Below are 18,731 nucleotides of genomic sequence, written 5' to 3' on the forward strand. Positions count from 1 at the left end.
GAGAGGTGAAGGAGCATGAGAACCAAACAAAAGAACAACGGAAAATCCAAGGTTATGGCTCTGGCGGTGCTTCTGCTCTGCCTGCTGGTAGCCCTGGGCATGAGCGCATGCGGAAGCTCCCAGGAGGCAGCCCCGGAGGAGGGAAGCCAGCCTGCTGCGGAGGAGACAACAGAAGATGGAACTGACGCAGGAGAATCAGCAGAGAAAGACACACAGAAGAAAAAGATCGGAGAGGAGGCGGCGCTGAAGATCGCCATGGACGATGCCAAGGTGAAGGCCTCTGACCTGGATTCCACCAATGCGCAGTTTGAGATCGATGACGGCCTGGAGTACTACGAGGTAGAACTGCGCGCATGCAGCACGGAGTATAGCTACGAGATCGAAGCGTATACCGGAGAGATCATCGACAAGGATCTGGATTACGATGATGGGGAGTAAGCCGGGCGGTTACGCCTCAGGTCAGTGATCGGGGAATGGCGGGGTTTTTCACAAAGCCCCGTTTTTCTTCTTGTAACAGGGCTCGACGAAAAGGTGTTTGTCATCAGAAGGCAGAAGATGGGCGGGCAGCCTATAGAGAGAGGGAAGTAAGAGTATGAATATCAACAGGAAATTAGCAGAAGAATTCCACATACGTGAGAGCCAGGTGGAGGCCACCATCAAGCTCATCGACGAAGGGAGTACCATCCCCTTCATCGCCAGATACCGGAAGGAGGTCACAGGCAGTCTGTCCGACGAGGTCCTGCGAGATCTGGATACGCGGCTTTCGTATCTCCGCAGTCTGGAGGAGCGGAAGGCAGAGGTGAAGAAGCTCATCGAGGAGCAGGGGAAGCTGACACCGGAGCTCTCCGAGGAAATCGAGAAGGCAGAGGTGCTCCAACGGGTAGAAGACCTCTACAAGCCATTCAAGCAGAAGAAGACCACCCGGGCAGGCAAGGCGAAGGCGCGGGGCCTGGAGCCTCTGGCCATGAAGATCTACGCCCAGTTAGACACAGAGGGGGATCCGCTGGAGGTGGCCGAGAGTTTTGTGGATCCAGAGAAGGAAGTGGAGACACCGGAAGCTGCGCTTCAGGGCGCGTTGGACATCATCGCGGAGATGATCGCTGACGATCCGGACATGACCGAGGAGCTTCGTGCTTACACCTGGGAGCATGGGAAGATCGCCACAGCAGCGGTTGATCCGGAGGAGAAGACCCCCTACGACATGTACTATGACAGCAGCGAGCCCATCGCCAAGATGCCCAATCACCGGGTGCTGGCGGTGAATCGAGGCGAGAAGGAAAAGAAACTGAAGGTGAAGGTGGAGATCGAGCCGGCACCACTTCTGAAGAAGATCGGCAAGAAATTCTTCCGGCGTCGGAGCATCTACACAGAGCTGCTGGAGGCTACCGCAGAGGATGCCTACAAACGTCTCATCGCTTCTTCGGTGGAGCGGGAAATGCGAAATCGACTGACTGAGCGGGCGGAGGCAGATGCGGTGAAGGTCTTTGCTAAAAACACGGAGAATCTGTTGATGGTGCCCCCGGTGAAGGATAAGCGGATCATCAGCATCGACCCAGGCTATCGTACCGGCTGCAAGGTGGCGGTGCTGGATGGCACCGGAAAACTGCGGGCTTATACCACCATCTATCCCACCCAGCCCCGCAATGATGTGGCTGGGACTGAGAGAGTGCTCACCAAGATCATCGAGAAGTATGGTTGCGACGTGATCGTCATCGGCAATGGAACCGCTTCCAGAGAGACAGAGGAAGTGGTGGCGAACTTCCTGCGGAAACACGACTGGCCCATCCAGTACACCATCGTCAACGAGGCGGGAGCATCGGTGTATTCCGCTTCCAAGCTGGCCTCAGAGGAGTACCCGGATCTGGATGTGACCACCCGGGGCGCAATGTCTCTGGGAAGGCGTCTGCAGGATCCGCTGGCGGAACTGGTGAAGATCGATCCCAAACACATCGGCGTAGGTCAGTACCAACACGATATCAATCAGAAGATGCTGGACACGGCCCTCACAGGTGTGGTGGAGAACTGCGTTAACCGGGTAGGGGTGGATCTGAACACTGCCTCACCTTCCCTGCTGTCCTATGTGGCCGGCATCAACATGGGGATCGCCAGAAATATCGTGGCTTACCGGGAGGAGAATGGCCGGTTCACCGGACGACGTCAACTGCTGAAGGTGGCTAAGCTGGGGCCCAAGGCCTACGAGCAGTGTGCCGGCTTCCTGAGAATCAGCGGTGGGAAGGAACCCTTGGACGCGACAGCGGTGCATCCGGAATCCTACAAGGTCTGCGAGGCCATGATGGCCAAGCTGGGTGTGGAGAAATCCGCCATCACCGCAGGAGGCGCAGAGGACCTTGATGAGAAGATCGCGGAGGCCTATCCGGCCAAGAAGATGTCCCAGAGCATCAACCTGATGGCCGAGGATCTGGGGATCGGCAGACCAACGCTGATGGACCTCATCGATGAACTAAAGCGCCCCGCCAGAGACCCCCGCGAGGACGCTCCGCCGGTGATCTTCCGCAATGATGTACGGGAGTTTGACGATCTGGAGCCGGGCATGGAACTGACTGGAACCGTGCGGAACGTGGTAGATTTCGGTGCATTTGTGGACATCGGCGTCAAGCAGGATGGGCTGGTGCATATCAGTCAGCTCTCCAACAAGTTCGTCAAACACCCCATGGATGTGGTCGCTGTGGGGGACACGGTGAAGGTGAAGATCCTCTCCGTGGACAAAGACCGCAAGAAGATATCGCTGACAATGAAGGTATAATTCATGAAATACAAAGCAGTACTATTGGATTTTGACGGTACCATCGCCGATACCACCCGGCTCATTGTGGATTCCTGGCAGCACACATACAGGACGCTGACAGGCAGGGAAGGGGAAGAGGAGTTCATTCTCTCCACCTTCGGGGAGACCCTACGGGACAGCCTGCAGATGGCCTTCCCGGAGCACGATGTGCAGGAGGCGGTGGATGTCTACAAGAGTTATCAGATGAGCCTCCAGGAGAGCGCCTGGTTTCTGTTCCCCGGAATCAGGGAGATGCTCCGCGCGCTGAAAGAGCAGGGGTGCCTGGTGGGAGTCGTTACCTCCCGCACCGGGAGCACCTGCAGGCAGGGGCTGGCCAGCTGTGGGATCGAACAGTATATCGACGCGCTGGTGACCTGTGATGACACGACGGCCCATAAACCCGATCCGGAGCCGGCGCTGATCGGTCTGGGGCTGCTTCGCGGGCAGGAGGGCAGTGGTTCCCCAGAGGGTGTTCTGACGGCAGAGGAAGCGTTGTTTGTGGGGGACACCCGGTTCGATATCGACTGCGCTCACAACGCCGGTATTCCGGCAGCGCTGGTGGCCTGGTCGGCGACCATGAAAAAAGAAGATCCGGTGCAGACCTGGCCGGCGGAGTACTATCTGGAGTCCCCGGAACAGCTGGTGGAGATCCTCAGGGGGTAGAGTATGCTGCATATTTACTACGGAAGAGAGAGTCTGAACAAGGAAAAGTTCATGTACGAGCAGATTCGTCGGCGTGGGTATGGACTGGAGCATCCGGTGCTGGTGATCGTGCCGGATCAGTATACCCTGGAAGCGGAACGGCAGGCTTTTCAATGGCTGGAGAAGCCGGCTCTGCTGGGACTGGAGATCAGCAGTATGTCCAGGCTGGGGCACCGGATTCTAAGTGAATTGGGCGGCGCCGGACGTGCGTTTGTGGACAAGTACGGCAGACAGATGCTCCTTACGCGGATCGTCCGGGACATGGAAGAGGATCTCCTGGTCTTCCGCGGACGGAAGGCCAGCAGTTCCTTCGTAGAAATGGTGAACAACTTCATCTCCGAGCTGAAGCAGTACGGCGTGAGTCCAGAGGATCTGGAGGAGATACGGGACAGGATCCCGGAGAAGGAACTGCTGCACCGGAAACTGACAGATCTGGGGCATATCTACAGACGTTATCAGGAAGAGATCGAGGGAAAGTATACAGACTCGGAGGACTACGTGGATCTGTTCGTGGGGAAGATCGGACAGTCCAGGATCCTGCGGGGGGCCTCTGTGTGGGTGTACGGGTTCGACAGTTTTGCGCCCAAGTCCATGGAAGTGCTCCGAGGAATCATGGCAGCGGCGGCGGAAGTGAACGTAGTGCTCACACTGGACCGGGGATGTCGTGATGCGGCTTTGTTCGGCCTGACGGAGGCAGTGCTCCGGAATCTTCTTGCAGCAGCGGAGGAATGCGGCTGCGAGAGGGGAGAGATCCTGCCCATCGATGATTCCTACGCAGAAGGAGGGCGTGTGCAGGGCATCGCTCACCTGGAGAAGGAGCTATATGCGATCCCAAAGGACCCGGCGGCGCGGCATGAGGGGATCACGCTGGTGGAGGCTGCCAACATCTACAACGAGGCGGAGAGCGCGGCGGCGTTCGTGCTCCATCTGCTCCGGGACAAAGGATACCGCAAGCGGGATATCGTGCTGGTCTGCAATGACCTGGCAAACAGCGGGCAGGTCATCGATCGGGTGTTCCAGGAGTACGGGCTGCCCGTGTTCCATGATAACAAACGGAGCATTACGGACTCGCCGGTGGCATCCTTTCTGTTGTCCATGCTGGAGGTGGTGCGCGGAAAGTGGAAGACCAGAGATATCATCCGTACGCTGAAGGCGGGTTTTGTGGAGCTGCCAGCGGAGGAGATCGAAAGACTGGAAATCTACGCGGGACGATACAGGATCCGCGGGAGCATGTGGAAGAAGGAGTTCCTGTACGGCACACATGAGTATGGGAATGACGGGCTCTGGGAACTGAATTGCACCAGAGAGAAGGTCTGCGCGCTGTTTCAGGGGCTGGAGAGGATCGTCTCTGAGGCGGAGACTGTACGGGAGTTTGCGGAGAAATACTACGCATACCTGACAGAGGATCTGGAAATGGACGCCCATCTCCAGGCGCTGGTCAGGCGGCAGGAGGAGGCCGGACTGGGGGATCTGGCGGAGGAGACCGAGCAGATTTTCCGCATGGTGCTCCATGTGCTGGATCAGATCGTGGAGCTGATCGGAGAGGATCCCTTCCGCCTGGAGGAGTTTCTGGAGATCTTCCAGGTGGGCCTGGAACAGATCCAGATCGGCATCCTGCCAGTGTCCGTGGACGATCTGTTGATGGGGACCATGCAGCGGACCAGAACGGGAAAGGTCCGGGCACTGGTGGTCATGGGTGCCAACGATGGAGTGCTCCCATGCCAGGTCGAGGACACGGGGCTGTTCGCCCTGTCGGAGATCGATCGTATATATGAAGAAGGGTTTGAGATCTGCAAGGTGGACAGTGTACGTCGCAACGAGGAACAACTGGCTATCTACAGGAACCTGTCCCGCCCCAGCGATCATCTGTGGATCAGTTGGTCGGCGGCAGGCACCACCGGGGAGGCCATGACCAGGTCGGAGCTGATCGACGACATCCTGCAGGTATTCCCCGGGATCCCCGTGGAACCCGATGTGGTGAACGCCGCAGACGCCTTGGAGCTGATAGGCGGTCCGATGAGCACGCTGCGACATATGGTGGAGTATAGACGACATCATAAGGGGGCAGGCACTGCCGGGGAGGCGGGTCTTTGGGCAGAGGTGGCAGACTGGTACAGGGAACACGACCCGGCTATGATGGAAAAGGTGGAGCAAGGGCTGGACTTCAGGAATGCTCCCGATGCTCTGCAAGGAAGGAGCACCGTGCTGTTTGGAGAGCGTGGAGGAATCGTGAGTCTCAGTCCGTCTCGACTGGAGACTTATGCGCGCTGTCCTTTTCGGTATTTTCTGCAGTACGGTCTGCATCCGAAGGAAGATCGAACCTTTGAGATCTCGCCACTGGAGTTGGGGGATATCTATCATCTCTGCTTCATGAAGGTGGCAGAGGAGCTGACCAGCAAGGCTTTGTGGGAGACCGTGGACAGGCAGACCTGCGCTTCCATGGTGGAGTGCGCAGTGAACGAGATCGCTGCGGAGTACCGGGACGGCCTCATGGGGCTTTCCAACGAGGAAAGATACCGTACGCGGCGCATCAAGGACACCTGCGCCGCGGCGATCTGGATGTTGATCCTGCAGGTACGGGAGGGGAAGATCGATCACAGCCTGTACGAGCTGCCCTTTGGTGCCAGGCGGCCGCTGCCACCCATCGAGCTGAAGCGCGGTGACCAGACCCTCTATATCGAGGGGAAGATTGACAGAATGGATGTTCTGAAGAGCGGCCGGGTGAACATCATCGACTACAAGTCCGGTGACAACCAGCTGAAGAAGGAAGAGATCCAGGCGGGTTACCGGCTGCAGCTGATGCTCTACATGAAAGCCGCCAGCAGTGAGGAGCGGGAGCCGGCTGGGATGTTTTACTTCCATATCTACGATCCCCGGTTTGATGCGGAGAAGTTGAAGAAGGGTGGCGGAGATTCCGCAGAGCAGATCCAGGAGCAGTTGCGAAAGGCTTTTTTCCTGAAGGGCATTCTGGTGGATGAGGGCGACAATGTTGAGGCGATCGCCGGCACGTTTGAGAAGCAGTCACTCGTCACCGCCATCAGCAACAGCAAGGGTGGCCTGAAGGGTACATCTGCCAGTCTGCTGATGACGGAGAGTGAATTCCACCAGTTGGCAGAGGCCGTAGATGAGAAGCTGGACGAGCTGGCTGACCAGATGCTGGCCGGAGAGATTCCGATCTCCCCCATGCGATCCGGCAATCGGAAGCCCTGTGACTTCTGTGATTACCAGAGCGTGTGCCGGTTCGATACGGCATTTGAGGGGTGTCAGTACAGACGGGTGTAGGTGCGGTCTCTGCGTGGTGGTGACAAATATGAGAAACGAGGGTGTGTCAGATCGATGTTCCTCTCAGATCGTTGATTCTCCGCTTATGGCAAATCCGGCTATGCTTATGGCACTGCCATAAGCATACATAGTTTTGCCATAAGAAAAAGCACAAAACCGGCAAATTCTTATGGCAAATCCAGCTATGCTTATGGCAGTGCCATAAGCATACGCAATTCTGCCATAATCCCCCCCAAAAAAAGAATATTCCACCGCCGTCCCTCTCTGTTTAAAAAAATAGGGCTGCTGCCCTCAGCATCCTGAACTGACCCCCAAAAGTTAGACCAAGAATCTAACTGGAGGAGGTCAGTTTTGTTATGGCAAAGTATAGTTATGAGTTTAAACGCATAGTTGTGGATGAATACCTAAGTGGACAAGGAGGCTGTAATTATCTTAGCCAAAAATACAGTCTCACACGATCACTTATCCAGAGATGGGTTTCAAACTATCGTCATTTTGGGGATGACGGTCTTAGAAGAAGCAGGCAGAAGCAGAAATACACTTTCGAATTCAAGCTTCATGTAGTAGAATTGTATTTATCAAGTGAACTCTCTTACCAGACTCTTGCGAGCCAAGTAGGAATGACAAATAGCACATTAATTACCCAATGGGTCAATAACTATCGTGCTGCTGGACCTGATGCCCTGAGACCCAAAAAGAAAGGTCGAAAACGAACGATGGATAAAGAGAAAGTCATCCGTGAGATCGAAGATGGTGATTCGGAAGAGCAGAAGGAACTTCTTAGGCAATTGCAGGAGGAGAACCTTAGACTTCGGATCGAGAATGCATTTTTAAAAGAATCGAGGAGGCTGCGTTTAGAGGAGGAAGGTCTTCTGAACGAACTGCGAGAATCGTCCACAGCCTCCGAGGAGAATTCAAATTAAAGGACATTCTCGCAGCAGCAGGACTTCCAAAAGCCACGTATATGTACTGGCAGAAGCGATTTGATCGCGAGGATCCGGATGCTGAGCTTCTTCAGATCATGAGAGATATCAGAGAAAAGCATAAGAACTATGGCTATCGTCGAATCTATGGAGAGCTTCGGAAGCAAGGCATCAAGGTAAACAAGAAGCGCGTCCATCGCATAGTCCAGAAGTATGGCATGCAGGTTACCTCATTCACCAGGAAGAGCCGCAGGTTCAGTACATACAAGGGTGTCGTAGGAAGAATCGCTCCAAACAGAGTGAACAGAAGATTCAACACTAACATTCCTCATCAGAAGATCACTACGGATACGACAGAGTTCAAGTACTATGAGCCGGATGACAAAGGCAGAGTATCCATCAAGAAGTTTTATCTTGATCCATTCATGGATATGTGGAATCTGGAGATCCTGAGTTATGGCATTTCAGATCGTCCATCTGCGCAGAGCATAATGACGGCCTTGAATGAGGCAATCGATGTAACAAGCGATTGCAAGTTCAGACGCACATTTCACTCTGACCGTGGCTGGGCATACCAGATGAATGCTTATCGCTATGAACTGAAGAAGAACAGGATCTTTCAAAGCATGTCTCGCAAAGGCAACTGCTACGACAACTCACCCATGGAAAACTTCTTTGGGATCATGAAGCAAGAGATGTACTACGGTCAGGTATACAGAAGCTTCGATGAACTCAAAGATGCGATAGACAAATACATACGTTACTACAACCAAAAGCGCAGCAAAGCATCTCTTGGATACCGGAGTCCAGTTGAGTACCGGGAAGAGATATTAGCTGCATAGAAAAACTCCAGCGATTTCTCACTGGAGCAAAAGTCTAACTTTTGGGGGTCACCTCATCCTTCAACGCTTTGTGCAGCAACCCTTTCTCGTATTTGTCACCACTCTGCCTTTCTATCATGGGCATTCCAGAGGGCGGCGACTACACCACATCCTGCGCAAACAGCGATCATCATTGTTACGAACATCTCGACACCTCCTTTGACTGGTTTTTTGTAATTTTATTCGTTGACCGATGGTGCTTCTTTTCTTGTCTTTACTATACCACTTGACAATATGAAAAGTAAAACTGTAATATATAGATATAGTTTGAAGTAAAACTTGAAATAGGAGGAGAGTATGGAAACCGCAAGGTGCAAGGCATTTCTCGGCGCCGTGGAACAGGGGACGCTGAGCGGTGCGGCGGAGGTGCTGGGGTATACACCCTCTGGAGTCAGCCAGCTGATCACGGCGCTGGAGGAGGATCTGGGGATGGCACTTCTGGAAAGGACCCGGAAAGGCGTGACCCTTTCCGAGGCGGGGGCATTGATGATACCTGTGATACGCGGTTTTGTGGCACAGGAGGGGGCCGTGTACGAAAAGGCTGCGGATATCCGGGGACTTGCCATCGGGTCGGTATGCGTCGCTACTTATCCGAGTGTGGCCACCTACTGGCTGCCGAAGGTGTTGCGCCGGTTTCGGGAAGAGTATCCACAGATCCAGATGCGGCTGATGGAAGGGATCCGACAGGAACTGTTGGAGTGGCTGAAGAGCGGGGAGGCGGACCTGGTGATCATGCCGGAGAACCCGAACATAGAAGAAGAGATGCTGGATTGGATCCCACTGGCAGAGGATCCCATGGTGGCAGTGCTCCCGAAGGAGCACCCATTGGCAGAGGCGGCATGCTATCCCATCGCCAGATGTGGAGAGGAGGATTTTGTCATGCCGGCGCTAGGCCACGACGTAGACGTGGAAGAACTTCTGGCTGATTACGGGATCCACCCACACATCGTTTTCACCACCATGGAGAATCCAGTGCTTCTATCCCTGATCCAAAACGGCCTTGGTATGAGCGTCATGAACCGGCTCTGCACATCGATGTGGCGTGACAAAGTAGCGGTGCTCCCGCTGGATCCGCCCTCCACCGTCACCTTTGGGATCGCCGCGGCCGGGAACCGACACTTGTCCCCGGCCGCAGACAAGTTCGAAGAGTATCTGGTGCGGATGCTGACGAAGGAAGCCTCTGACCAGAAGAGGTGAGGGGTCATTCCGCGTTCAGGAACTTCCTCCTGGCCTCTGTGATCTGGCGGATATGGGGCTCCACGGTGGTGCAGCAGCCGCCCACTGCGGTCGCACCGGCTTTCATATAGGACAGGGCAAAGGTTCCAAATGCCTTCTCTGTTCCCAGCCGCTTCCAGGTCTTGGTGGTCGGGTCGTAGCGGTCACCGCTGTTGGGGTATACAGCGATGGGCAGGTCCGTGCCCTTTCGCAGCTCGTGGATCAATCCGGTGATGTAACGCGGGTCCGTGCAGTTGACGCCCAGCATCTGCAGACGCGGATGCCCGATCGAAAGCTTTCTCGCGCACTCTTCGATGAGGTCGCCTTCGTTGATGTGGGCCTGGTCCCGGCAGGAGAAACTGATCCAGTAGTCGGCACCCAGTTCTTCGGCCAGGTCTGCACAAAGCATGGCTTCCCTAAGAGACGGGACGGTCTCGATGAGGAGCAGGTCGGGGCCGGCTTCCCAGAGGACCTCCATGCGTCTGCGGTGGAAGCTTTGTAGTGTCTCGTCGGAGATCCCGTAGTTGCCTCTGTATTCTGAGCCGTCAGCCAGGTAGGCTCCGTAAGGGCCGACGGCCGCCAGACAAAGCGGCCAGGGGCGGCGGTCGGCCTGCCCCTCCTCCGCCCACCACTCCGCTCTGGCCTCACAGAAAAGCCGAACGGAGCGGGCCAGAATGTCCTCGGCCTGGGCCTCGGTATACCCGGCGTCTATCAATCCGGGAATGGTGGCCTGGTAGCTGGCTGTGATGCCGCAGTCTGCGCCGGCCTGGAAGTAGGCTTTGTGCACCTGGCGGATCAGGTCCGGTTTCTCGGCCAGTACGCGGGCCGTCCACAGTCTGTCGTTCAGATCGGCGCCCCGCTGTTCCAGAGCGGTGGACATGGAGCCGTCAATGATCATGATGGTCTGCTGTTGGAATATGTTCTGAAGTTTCTCGTTCATAGGTACCTCCTGTCCCCATGATAACGGATCGATGAGAGGGAGGCAAGGGCTGGAGCGCCTTTTGCGAAAAACGGGTTGCAATTCCCCCCATTTACAGGTATAATAGTTATCGGTCACGCAAGAAAGCGTGTTCCTCAAGCTTCTGTAGCTCAGTTGGCAGAGCAGCGCATTCGTAACGCGCAGGTCGCTGGTTCGATCCCGGTCAGGAGCTCCAACACAGGAAGACCCCGTGAGGGTCTTTTTGCGTTGGGGGTAGAGCGAGGGGATCGAACCGGGTTCAAGCAAGCCCTAATCCAGTGCAGGCAGACCGAAGGGCGGCCTGCACTGAGGTAGGTCTGCTGCGAGGGCTGCCCAAGAGACCGAGCGGAAGCGAGGTTCGATTGGAGGCAGCCTACCGCACCCCCTTTGTGTGGTTTTCGATTTCAATCAGTAAGGAATAAATGCTCTATCGAACTCCAGGGCACATTCACAACATAGTATCTTTCCTGCCATTCCGGACTCCCAAACATCTGTAAGGCTGATTGAAGGGATTTCTTGGGCGTTGTCAAATGCGCTACTGTCGGCGCAATAATCGAATTCCTGACCACACTCCTCACAGGTATCGAAATACACATCGTCCTAGAGATCCTGGACCTTCTCAACGGAGCATTCGCCACACAATACTGGTTTAATCTTGTCATACTTCAAGCCAAGTCCCCAAAAATCACTCTCGAATTCTTCGACAGCATCTGCTCTTCTAAATCTCCTGTCACAACATTCACATCTTGCCATTGGGTATCTCCTTTCCAAGCAGTATAAACATCATCTTTTTCGAAACCTGTCTATTTTTCAATTGTTCCAACTGTACAGTTACTCCGTATCTTTCAAAAACTTCCCTCTTTTGCTCTCCAACATGAGTATAGATAGTTGTAATAATTGGATGCATCTTAGTCATCAAACATCGGACAGCTTGATATGCAGTCTGGATATGGTCCTCCACATGCAGCACATCCTTCTGGAATATCATCGTCGTCTGAAGCATCTTCAAACGAGTATGAAGCACTATCATCAATCACTTCATTTTCATCAATATAGTTCAGTTGTCCACATTCAGTGCAGACCCAGGATCCACAGTTAGGATCAAATCCAGGCTGATCATTCAAACTGGCATTACACTCATCACACCACCAGTCGTAATTCGCGGGATCAAAACTTTTTTTCATTTCGTCTCCTTTTCTCTATTCTATATTGGGTTCATTGGTTATGTGATTTTTCTCAACCAGGAGATAACTCTGTTTGTAGCTATTTGATGAATTTTGAGAGCCATTCAGGTATTTTTGGGTCCCCTTTTCCCCACGATTCCACCAGTTTCTCAGACTCCTCCCAATTATTTTCTTTACCGTCAAAGAACTTATGTCTGTTGCATCTGTATTTATAAACCTTGTTGCCCTCCTGTCTATACTCATTATGATTATAATTCTGTTTGCCGAATCCTTTTCGTTCTTGTGTGCAATAGATTGTCTTCAAATCCATTCTCCTTTCTTAAACAGCATATGCTTCTAGTCCCTCCGACAGATCCAGCCTTTGGAACACTTGGACTGTGTTGATCGCATCGTTCAAGGCAGTGTGGGCGGGGGCTGGCTTTATGTCCAGTTTCCACATCGCGTAATTCAGTGGCATGCATCTGTCGTTCATACTGATTTGATCATCAAACATGATCTGGATATCGTAGCATTCCGGAAGTCCGCTTATATCCATCCCATGGTACCGCATGTTGTCTTCCAGCACGAAGATATCGTTGTCGCTCCAGGTCACAAACGCTGAATCCTCTCCACACCAGTCCAGGAATTCCGTCGCTGCAGTAACGAAGTCCTTTCCTTCCCACATCATCTCTGTGGTGATCCCGGTCAGTTCCTTTACCTTCCCGTTCATCTTCGCATATGCTTTCGGTTTTACAAGGCATTCGAAGGAATCGACTTCTTTCATCTCCTGATCCAGCTTGACAGCACCGATCTGTACGATCTCATGCCAGAGTCTGACTCCGTTGTTCACGCTCCTGAAACGGTTATGTGGACTGTTGAATTCAAGATCCATGACGATATAGTGCTTACTCATTGTTCTCTCCTTCCCAGTTTATTACCATCGCATTTAGTAATTGCTTTATGTGAGTTCCTCCTCTTGTGAATACGAACACTGCTGTCAGCGTCACCCGGAATCACGGTAAAGGAGGTACATCGGCTGATCCTTATTACTCCTACCGATGTTTTCGATATGGGAGAAGATGCATCCCAGGAGAAGGATCATTCTTGACAATCTTCTCGAATAATTATCCTCATGCAGCGATTCTTTTGATTGTATCTTTTGCTTTCCCGCCAACCGTCTTGCATTTTCCACCGGCTTTTATAGCACCCTTCTTGACACTTTTAATGGCCTTTCCGGCTTCTTCACGCACTTTCTTCTTTACTTCTGGATCGGCAGCCAGATCCATAACATACATGGTAAATATCTCTTTACCCAGACTTACGATCAGTTTCTTCATAACAAACCTCCTTCAATACTGTCCCATCCCACTGTCCGGAACCCTATTACCATTGGCCTTTGCCCTTTTCTTAATCATAGTATACGTTATATGTCTTCTTGCAAAAATATCGCAATGCGCATTCTTTCTAGCGTTATCCTTCGCTTTCTGATAAAAACGATTAAGCTCTTTTCAACACTTTCCATTCACGTTATAATATCGTTAGATTGTCGTAGAAGGCGAGGATGTTGCTATGAGCAGAAAGTCAGTGAAAGAGGAAAAAAATCTCTATCAGATAGCCAGGGAACGACTTGGTTGGTCTAGGGAGTACGCGTCGGAGGTGACTGGATTATCAACCAGCCATCTGGAGCGGATAGAGTCAGGAAAAATCATTCCAAAGGCGGATGCTGTAATAATACTGGCACGGGATTATAGCGCTCCGGAACTATGTAATTATTTCTGTACAAGCCAATGTGATATTGGAAAAAAGATTATACCTGTCATCGAAAAAAGGCAACTGTCTCAGATTGTTCTAAAGATGTTGGCAAGTATTAATGCACTGGAGTCAGATAAACGGCGTCTTGTGGAAATCACTGCGGATGAAATCATCGAGGAAGGTGAGCTTGAAGACTTTGTTATGATCGAAAAACATCTTGAACAAATGTCTAACACCATCAATTCATTGAAGTTGTGGATCAAGAGCACATCCGATGCAATTGATGAAAAGCAGTTAAATGCGGTTCGAAAGCAAATGACGGTATAGTCTGCACAGATGACTTCCGCTCAGAAGAGTATTATGGGGGAATGGACAGCATAGTGCACCGCATCCATCCATGCCGTTATTACTTGAACAAAGCCCAGTGAGCGATGGTGTTTTCTGTAGCAATAGGGGAATTACTTTCGCAGAACCCATACTTACTCATAAATCACCTCGATTCTGATTCTTGATTTGGATGGGACAAGATGATATGTCTCCTGGTTGATAGAGAGCAACCAATCCAGACTGACAGAGAATTCTTTTGCTATGACTATAAGATTCTCCGTTTCAGGTGTTCCTGCGCCGGACTCCCATTTTGCCACGGCACTGCGGGAAATATTTAACCGCTCCGCAAATTGTTCCTGCGACATACCATCTCGAAGGCGTAGTTCCCTCAGTTTTGCCCCGAGTGATAGGGGCTTTGCTTTCTTGCTGTTTATGTCCTTTTCTTTTATCATTGTAGTACGCTCGCTTCTCGTGGGATTATTTCCCTTTTGCATCTGCAATTTCTCTTAATGCGGTAAGCCAATTGCCCACTCCTGATGCTGTACTGATTGCCATGAAGCTGGCCACTGCACTTACTGTAGTCATCGCCAACTTAAGGGCGATTTCTCTATCTGTGGTTCTGGCCATCCCTTTCGTTATTGTTTTCAGCGATAATTGCAGTTCATCGTACTCCTTGTCCGATAATTCTTCATCATCTAGCAACAATGCAACTGCACTGCTTAGAGCCTTATTGTCAGGCTGACGACAAATCTCATCATCAATTATCGTACGAATTGCAAGGTATTGAACAAGCGACATTTTGGGTTTTCCACGTTCGAGATTATAAATTGTTTGCTTGGTCAAATCCAGAAGCTCTCCGAGATCATCAGCGCTCCAGCCTGCCAGCTGCCTTATCGTATAGAGATTGCTCTGCAATCGATTTACCATTCTCTTTTGCTGTGTATTCATGGCCATTTACTTCCTTTCAGCTTCATTGACATGATAACATGGACAATGGTAAAAGTCAACAATTAAAGTAAAAATATTTTACTGATAAGCGTGTTTTGTACAAGTGCGATATTAAGGAATAAAAAACAAGTCCTCGTCATACAAGGACTTGCGCTTCGACAACTTTAGTTTTTTACCTATTAATAATGTCTTTTGAGGACTATTCTGACTTTTAATCATTATTTGTGACGACTATTGTAGTCATATGGAACACTTTGCATCAAGGAGGATCAGGTCACACTATTCTTCAAATACTTCATCCAGAAGTTCATCTTCGCCGCCATCACTGAACGTTATTTTTACTCTGTAAGCCATGCTAATCTCCTTTCAATTAATAACCACTGTAATGAATCTATAATTACCGTTCCTTCCGTGTACCGCTTTTCTTGGTTTTATTATAGTCGAAAGTGCGCTTTGTAAAAATATCAGGAATCGCAAATCAAACCTTCATAATTTGCGATAACTGGTAAAATAGATAATCCGTGGCATTGAGTGGTGCGTTACAATTGATCTACCGGCTAATCACTTCCCGAATCAATGCTTTGATTGCACCCTGCTTGCCAGGCTGTGCATCCAATTATTCAAGGATATCTTCGCCAGCTGTCCTGTTCATAATTCTTTTAAACAGTACAATATACCATAGGCGTACACCTATATTGATACTTTTTCATCGTAGAAAAGAAATCAGTTATATGGTATATTGTTAGAGGATAACCATCAGAGAAAAGATGCACAAAAGCATGAAATTCCGGTTTTTGAGAAACAGAAAGGCCCTACATGAACAAACAGCAACTAGCCTCAAAAATCTGGGAGTCGGCCAACAAGCTCCGCTCCAAGATCGAGGCGAATGAATACAAAGACTACATCCTCGGTTTCATCTTTTATAAGTTCCTTTCGGACAAAGAAGAACAGTTCCTGCGAAAGGACGGCTGGGGGACAGAGGACCTGATGGAACTGACCGAGGCAGACACCGACACCATGGGCTATTGCCGTCGCCAGCTCGGTTATTTCATCGCCTACGATAACTTCTTCTCCACCTGGCTTGCGAAGGGGAAAGATTTCGATGTATCCAACGTGACGGATGCTTTGTCCGCCTTCAATCGGCTCATCGACCCGCAGCACAAGAAGGTCTTCGAGAAGATCTTCGACACGCTGGACACGGGCCTCACAAAGCTGGGGGATACGTCGGGAGCACGCACAAAGGCTATCAGCAACCTGCTGCAGCTGATCCGGGATATTCCTATGGACGGGCAGGAGGACTACGATGTCCTGGGTTTCATCTACGAGTATCTGATCAGCAACTTTGCTGCCAATGCAGGCAAGAAGGCCGGAGAGTTCTATACGCCACACGAGGTATCCCTGCTCATGTCAGAAATCGTGGCGGATCACCTGCACGACCGGGAGAAGATCGAAATCTACGATCCCACGAGCGGTTCCGGCTCGCTTTTGATCAACATCGGCCAGTGCGCCGCCCGGCACATGGGCAGCCGCGACAACATCAAATACTATGCCCAGGAGCTGAAGGAGAACACCTACAACCTGACCCGGATGAACCTGGTGATGCGCGGCATCCTGCCGGATAACATCGTGACTCGCAACGGCGATACTCTGGAGGAAGACTGGCCGTTCTTTGATGAGAATCATGTGTATGCTCCTTTGTATGTGGATGCGGTGGTCTCCAACCCGCCCTATTCTCAGCACTGGGAGCCAACAGAGGACAAGCGGCATGACCCGCGTTTCGCCAACTACGGGATCGCCCCTAAGAGTAAGGCGGACTATGCGTTCCTGCTCCACGATCTGTATCATCTGAAGCCGGACGGGATCATGACCATCGTGCTCCCGCACGGGGTTTTGTTCCGCGGCGGTGAGGAGGGAGACATCCGCAGAAACCTCATCGAGAAGAACAACATCGACGCCATCATCGGGCTCCCGGCAAACATCTTTTTCGGCACAGGCATCCCCACCATCATCATGGTGTTGAAGCAGAAGCGTTCCAATACCGACGTGCTGATCGTTGACGCGTCCAAGCATTTTGAGAAGGTGGGAAAGAACAACAAGCTCCGGGCCTCAGACATCAAGCGGATCGTGGATGTGGTGACGGAGCGCAGGAGCACGGATCGGTTCTCCCGGGTTGTGTCCCGTGAAGAGATCCGAAACAACGACTACAACCTGAACATTCCACGCTACGTGGACTCCTCCGAGGAGACGGAAACTTGGGATATATTTGCAACCATAGTCGGGAGCATTCCCAACTCAGAAATCGACCGGCTGCAAAAGTATTGGGAAGCCTTCCCACACCTTCGGGAGGAGCTGTTTCAAAACGACGGTTCGCCTTACTCCACGCTGGCGACAGAGAATGTCGCCCAGACAATCAAGGATAGCGATGATATAGAGGCATTCCGGGATGTTTTCCACCAGACCTTCTGCGATTTTGCAGCGGATCTGAATAGCAAACTGATCGCAAGACTGGATCCCATGGAGGTAACAGTCACAGAAGAGGAGATCAGCGATGATATATTCCGGCGGCTTGCCGCCATTCCTCTGGTGGACAAGTACGAGGCCTACCAACTCCTTGACAGCGTCTGGGCGGTCATCGCCTCTGACCTGGAGACCATCCAACGGGACGGTTTCGCCTCGACCAGGTGCGTCGATCCCAGAATGGTGTTCAAGAAGAAAGGCAACACGGAAGAGGAGATCCAGGAGGGATGGGCCGGCCGAGTGATCCCTTTCGAGCTTGCACAAAGCCTTCTTCTCGGCGCTGATCTGGATGATCTGAAGGCGAAGGAGGACAGGCTGGCCGAAATCAGTACCGCCTATGAGGAAGCACTGGAGAGTCTGTCCGAGGAGGATAAGGAAAGTGGCTTTGTGAACGAGGATGGAGCCGGTTTCGTATGGCAGGAGGTCAAGAAAGCCATCAAGGCAGCGGAGCTGGATGGGGAGGTGCTGGCGGTGCTCCGGAAAGTGTCCGCCCTGAACAGCGAGGAGAAGACGCTGAAGAAGCAGATCAAGGAAGGGAATGCGGCGCTTCACCAGAAGACAAAGGAGACTATCGAGGGGTTGTCTGACCAGCAGGTGCTGGAGTTGCTGGAGAACAAGTGGATCACACCGCTGATGGAAGCGCTGAACAGTTTGCCGATAGATATCATCGACACCCTTACAAAGGAAGTTACCTCGCTATCCCAGAAGTACGCCACTACGCTTTCTGACCTGGATGCGGAGATCCGGCAGACCGAGCTTGCGTTCAGCGCCATGCTGGACGACCTCACCGGCTCTGAGTTCGATCGGAAGGGTTTGGACGAGCTGCAAAAACTGCTGAGGGGGTGAATTGGATGGCCGAAAAGAAGAAAACACCGCAGATCCGGTTCGCCGGGTTTGATGATGCTTGGGAACAGCGTAAGTTGTCCAGTATCACCGAAGAAGTCACGCGCACTGACCCAGAATCGACTGCTCCAGTCATGATGATTACAGCGAATAACGGCTTTATTGAGCAGTCTGACCGTTATGCATTCAATAATGCTGGTGAGAGTCTGAAGAAGTATATCGTTCTTGAAAAGGGCGAGATGGCATACAATCATGGAGCATCAAAGCTCCGTCCATACGGTTCCTGCTTCGCACTTACAACAGCCGAAAATGCCCGAATTCCCTTTGTTTATCACTGCTTCAGCGTTGGAGAGAATGATCCTGAATTTGTCTCCATGGAACTTAACGGAAGTCGCGTCGAGAATCAGCTCAGGAGAATTGTTTCTTCCGGTGCGC

17 protein-coding genes and 1 tRNA gene are annotated in these 18,731 nt (G+C 51.9%); 10 read left to right on the forward strand and 8 right to left on the reverse strand.

What is annotated here, in order from left to right:
• The first annotated feature begins 15 nt into the window (after window positions 1-15).
• The 7 genes from P156_RS12940 to P156_RS0109020 all read left to right on the forward strand — a co-directional run bounded on the left by P156_RS12940 (window position 16) and on the right by P156_RS0109020 (window position 9,770).
• The gene (locus P156_RS12940) at window positions 16-438 is read left to right on the forward strand and encodes a PepSY domain-containing protein (protein WP_051600878.1); all 423 of its coding nucleotides are present in this window, start codon (window positions 16-18) and stop codon (window positions 436-438) included.
• A gap of 154 nt (window positions 439-592) precedes the next feature.
• A complete protein-coding gene (locus P156_RS0108990; RefSeq protein WP_027869821.1) occupies window positions 593-2,764 on the forward strand; it encodes a Tex family protein in 2,172 nt (723 codons plus the stop codon).
• 3 nt (window positions 2,765-2,767) lie between these two features.
• Entirely contained in the window at window positions 2,768-3,448 is a 681-nt protein-coding gene (locus tag P156_RS0108995; protein WP_027869822.1) for an HAD family hydrolase, read from the forward strand.
• 3 nt (window positions 3,449-3,451) lie between these two features.
• Window positions 3,452-6,769: a PD-(D/E)XK nuclease family protein gene (locus tag P156_RS0109000; protein ID WP_027869823.1), complete on the forward strand. Its 3,318-nt coding sequence runs from the start codon at window positions 3,452-3,454 to the stop codon at window positions 6,767-6,769.
• Between the two features lie 356 nt (window positions 6,770-7,125).
• Window positions 7,126-7,692 (forward strand): helix-turn-helix domain-containing protein, encoded by a 567-nt coding sequence (locus P156_RS13590; RefSeq protein WP_027869824.1) that lies wholly within the window; start codon window positions 7,126-7,128, stop codon window positions 7,690-7,692.
• Window positions 7,659-8,534, forward strand: a complete 876-nt coding sequence (locus P156_RS13595; RefSeq protein ID WP_242838729.1) for an IS3 family transposase — start codon at window positions 7,659-7,661, stop codon at window positions 8,532-8,534. Before P156_RS13590 ends, P156_RS13595 begins: the two co-directional genes overlap by 34 nt.
• Window positions 8,535-8,870: 336 nt before the next feature.
• Window positions 8,871-9,770, forward strand: a complete 900-nt coding sequence (locus P156_RS0109020) for a LysR family transcriptional regulator (RefSeq protein ID WP_027869825.1) — start codon at window positions 8,871-8,873, stop codon at window positions 9,768-9,770.
• Between the two features lie 4 nt (window positions 9,771-9,774).
• Here the strand turns inward: P156_RS0109020 and mmuM are convergent, their stop codons facing one another.
• The gene (gene mmuM, locus P156_RS0109025; protein WP_027869826.1) at window positions 9,775-10,728 is read right to left on the reverse strand and encodes a homocysteine S-methyltransferase; all 954 of its coding nucleotides are present in this window, start codon (window positions 10,726-10,728) and stop codon (window positions 9,775-9,777) included.
• 138 nt (window positions 10,729-10,866) lie between these two features.
• On the opposite strand from mmuM, the gene P156_RS0109030 reads away from it, so the two are divergent.
• A tRNA-Thr gene (locus tag P156_RS0109030) sits at window positions 10,867-10,942 on the forward strand.
• A 404-nt stretch (window positions 10,943-11,346) separates the two neighbouring features.
• Here P156_RS0109030 and P156_RS13385 read toward each other — a convergent pair.
• The 5 genes from P156_RS13385 to P156_RS0109060 all read right to left on the reverse strand — a co-directional run bounded on the left by P156_RS13385 (window position 11,347) and on the right by P156_RS0109060 (window position 13,246).
• A complete protein-coding gene (locus P156_RS13385) occupies window positions 11,347-11,499 on the reverse strand; it encodes a hypothetical protein (protein WP_185752193.1) in 153 nt (50 codons plus the stop codon).
• Window positions 11,500-11,654: 155 nt separating this feature from the next.
• Window positions 11,655-11,930: a hypothetical protein gene (locus P156_RS13180; protein WP_081818532.1), complete on the reverse strand. Its 276-nt coding sequence runs from the start codon at window positions 11,928-11,930 to the stop codon at window positions 11,655-11,657.
• Between the two features lie 15 nt (window positions 11,931-11,945).
• The gene (locus tag P156_RS0109045) at window positions 11,946-12,173 is read right to left on the reverse strand and encodes a hypothetical protein (RefSeq protein ID WP_185752194.1); all 228 of its coding nucleotides are present in this window, start codon (window positions 12,171-12,173) and stop codon (window positions 11,946-11,948) included.
• Between the two features lie 76 nt (window positions 12,174-12,249).
• Window positions 12,250-12,822, reverse strand: coding sequence for a 3'-5' exonuclease (locus P156_RS0109050; protein ID WP_027869829.1), 573 nt, complete (start codon window positions 12,820-12,822; stop codon window positions 12,250-12,252).
• 217 nt (window positions 12,823-13,039) lie between these two features.
• Window positions 13,040-13,246, reverse strand: a complete 207-nt coding sequence (locus P156_RS0109060; protein ID WP_027869830.1) for a hypothetical protein — start codon at window positions 13,244-13,246, stop codon at window positions 13,040-13,042.
• Window positions 13,247-13,478: 232 nt separating this feature from the next.
• Here P156_RS0109060 and P156_RS0109065 point away from each other — a divergent pair, with 232 nt between their 5' ends.
• The gene (locus P156_RS0109065; RefSeq protein ID WP_027869831.1) at window positions 13,479-13,988 is read left to right on the forward strand and encodes a helix-turn-helix transcriptional regulator; all 510 of its coding nucleotides are present in this window, start codon (window positions 13,479-13,481) and stop codon (window positions 13,986-13,988) included.
• Window positions 13,989-14,140: 152 nt separating this feature from the next.
• Here the strand turns inward: P156_RS0109065 and P156_RS12945 are convergent, their stop codons facing one another.
• Together P156_RS12945 and P156_RS12950 are read right to left on the reverse strand one after the other, a co-directional pair.
• A complete protein-coding gene (locus P156_RS12945) occupies window positions 14,141-14,440 on the reverse strand; it encodes a helix-turn-helix domain-containing protein (protein ID WP_185752195.1) in 300 nt (99 codons plus the stop codon).
• Between the two features lie 25 nt (window positions 14,441-14,465).
• Entirely contained in the window at window positions 14,466-14,942 is a 477-nt protein-coding gene (locus P156_RS12950; protein WP_185752196.1) for a helix-turn-helix transcriptional regulator, read from the reverse strand.
• A gap of 810 nt (window positions 14,943-15,752) precedes the next feature.
• On the opposite strand from P156_RS12950, the gene P156_RS0109080 reads away from it, so the two are divergent.
• A complete protein-coding gene (locus P156_RS0109080; protein ID WP_027869832.1) occupies window positions 15,753-18,299 on the forward strand; it encodes a type I restriction-modification system subunit M in 2,547 nt (848 codons plus the stop codon).
• Window positions 18,300-18,731: the final 432 nt, after the last annotated feature.

Source organism: Eubacterium sp. AB3007 (genome assembly GCF_000688015.1).
Classification (GTDB): Bacteria; Bacillota; Clostridia; order Peptostreptococcales; family Anaerovoracaceae; genus Aminicella.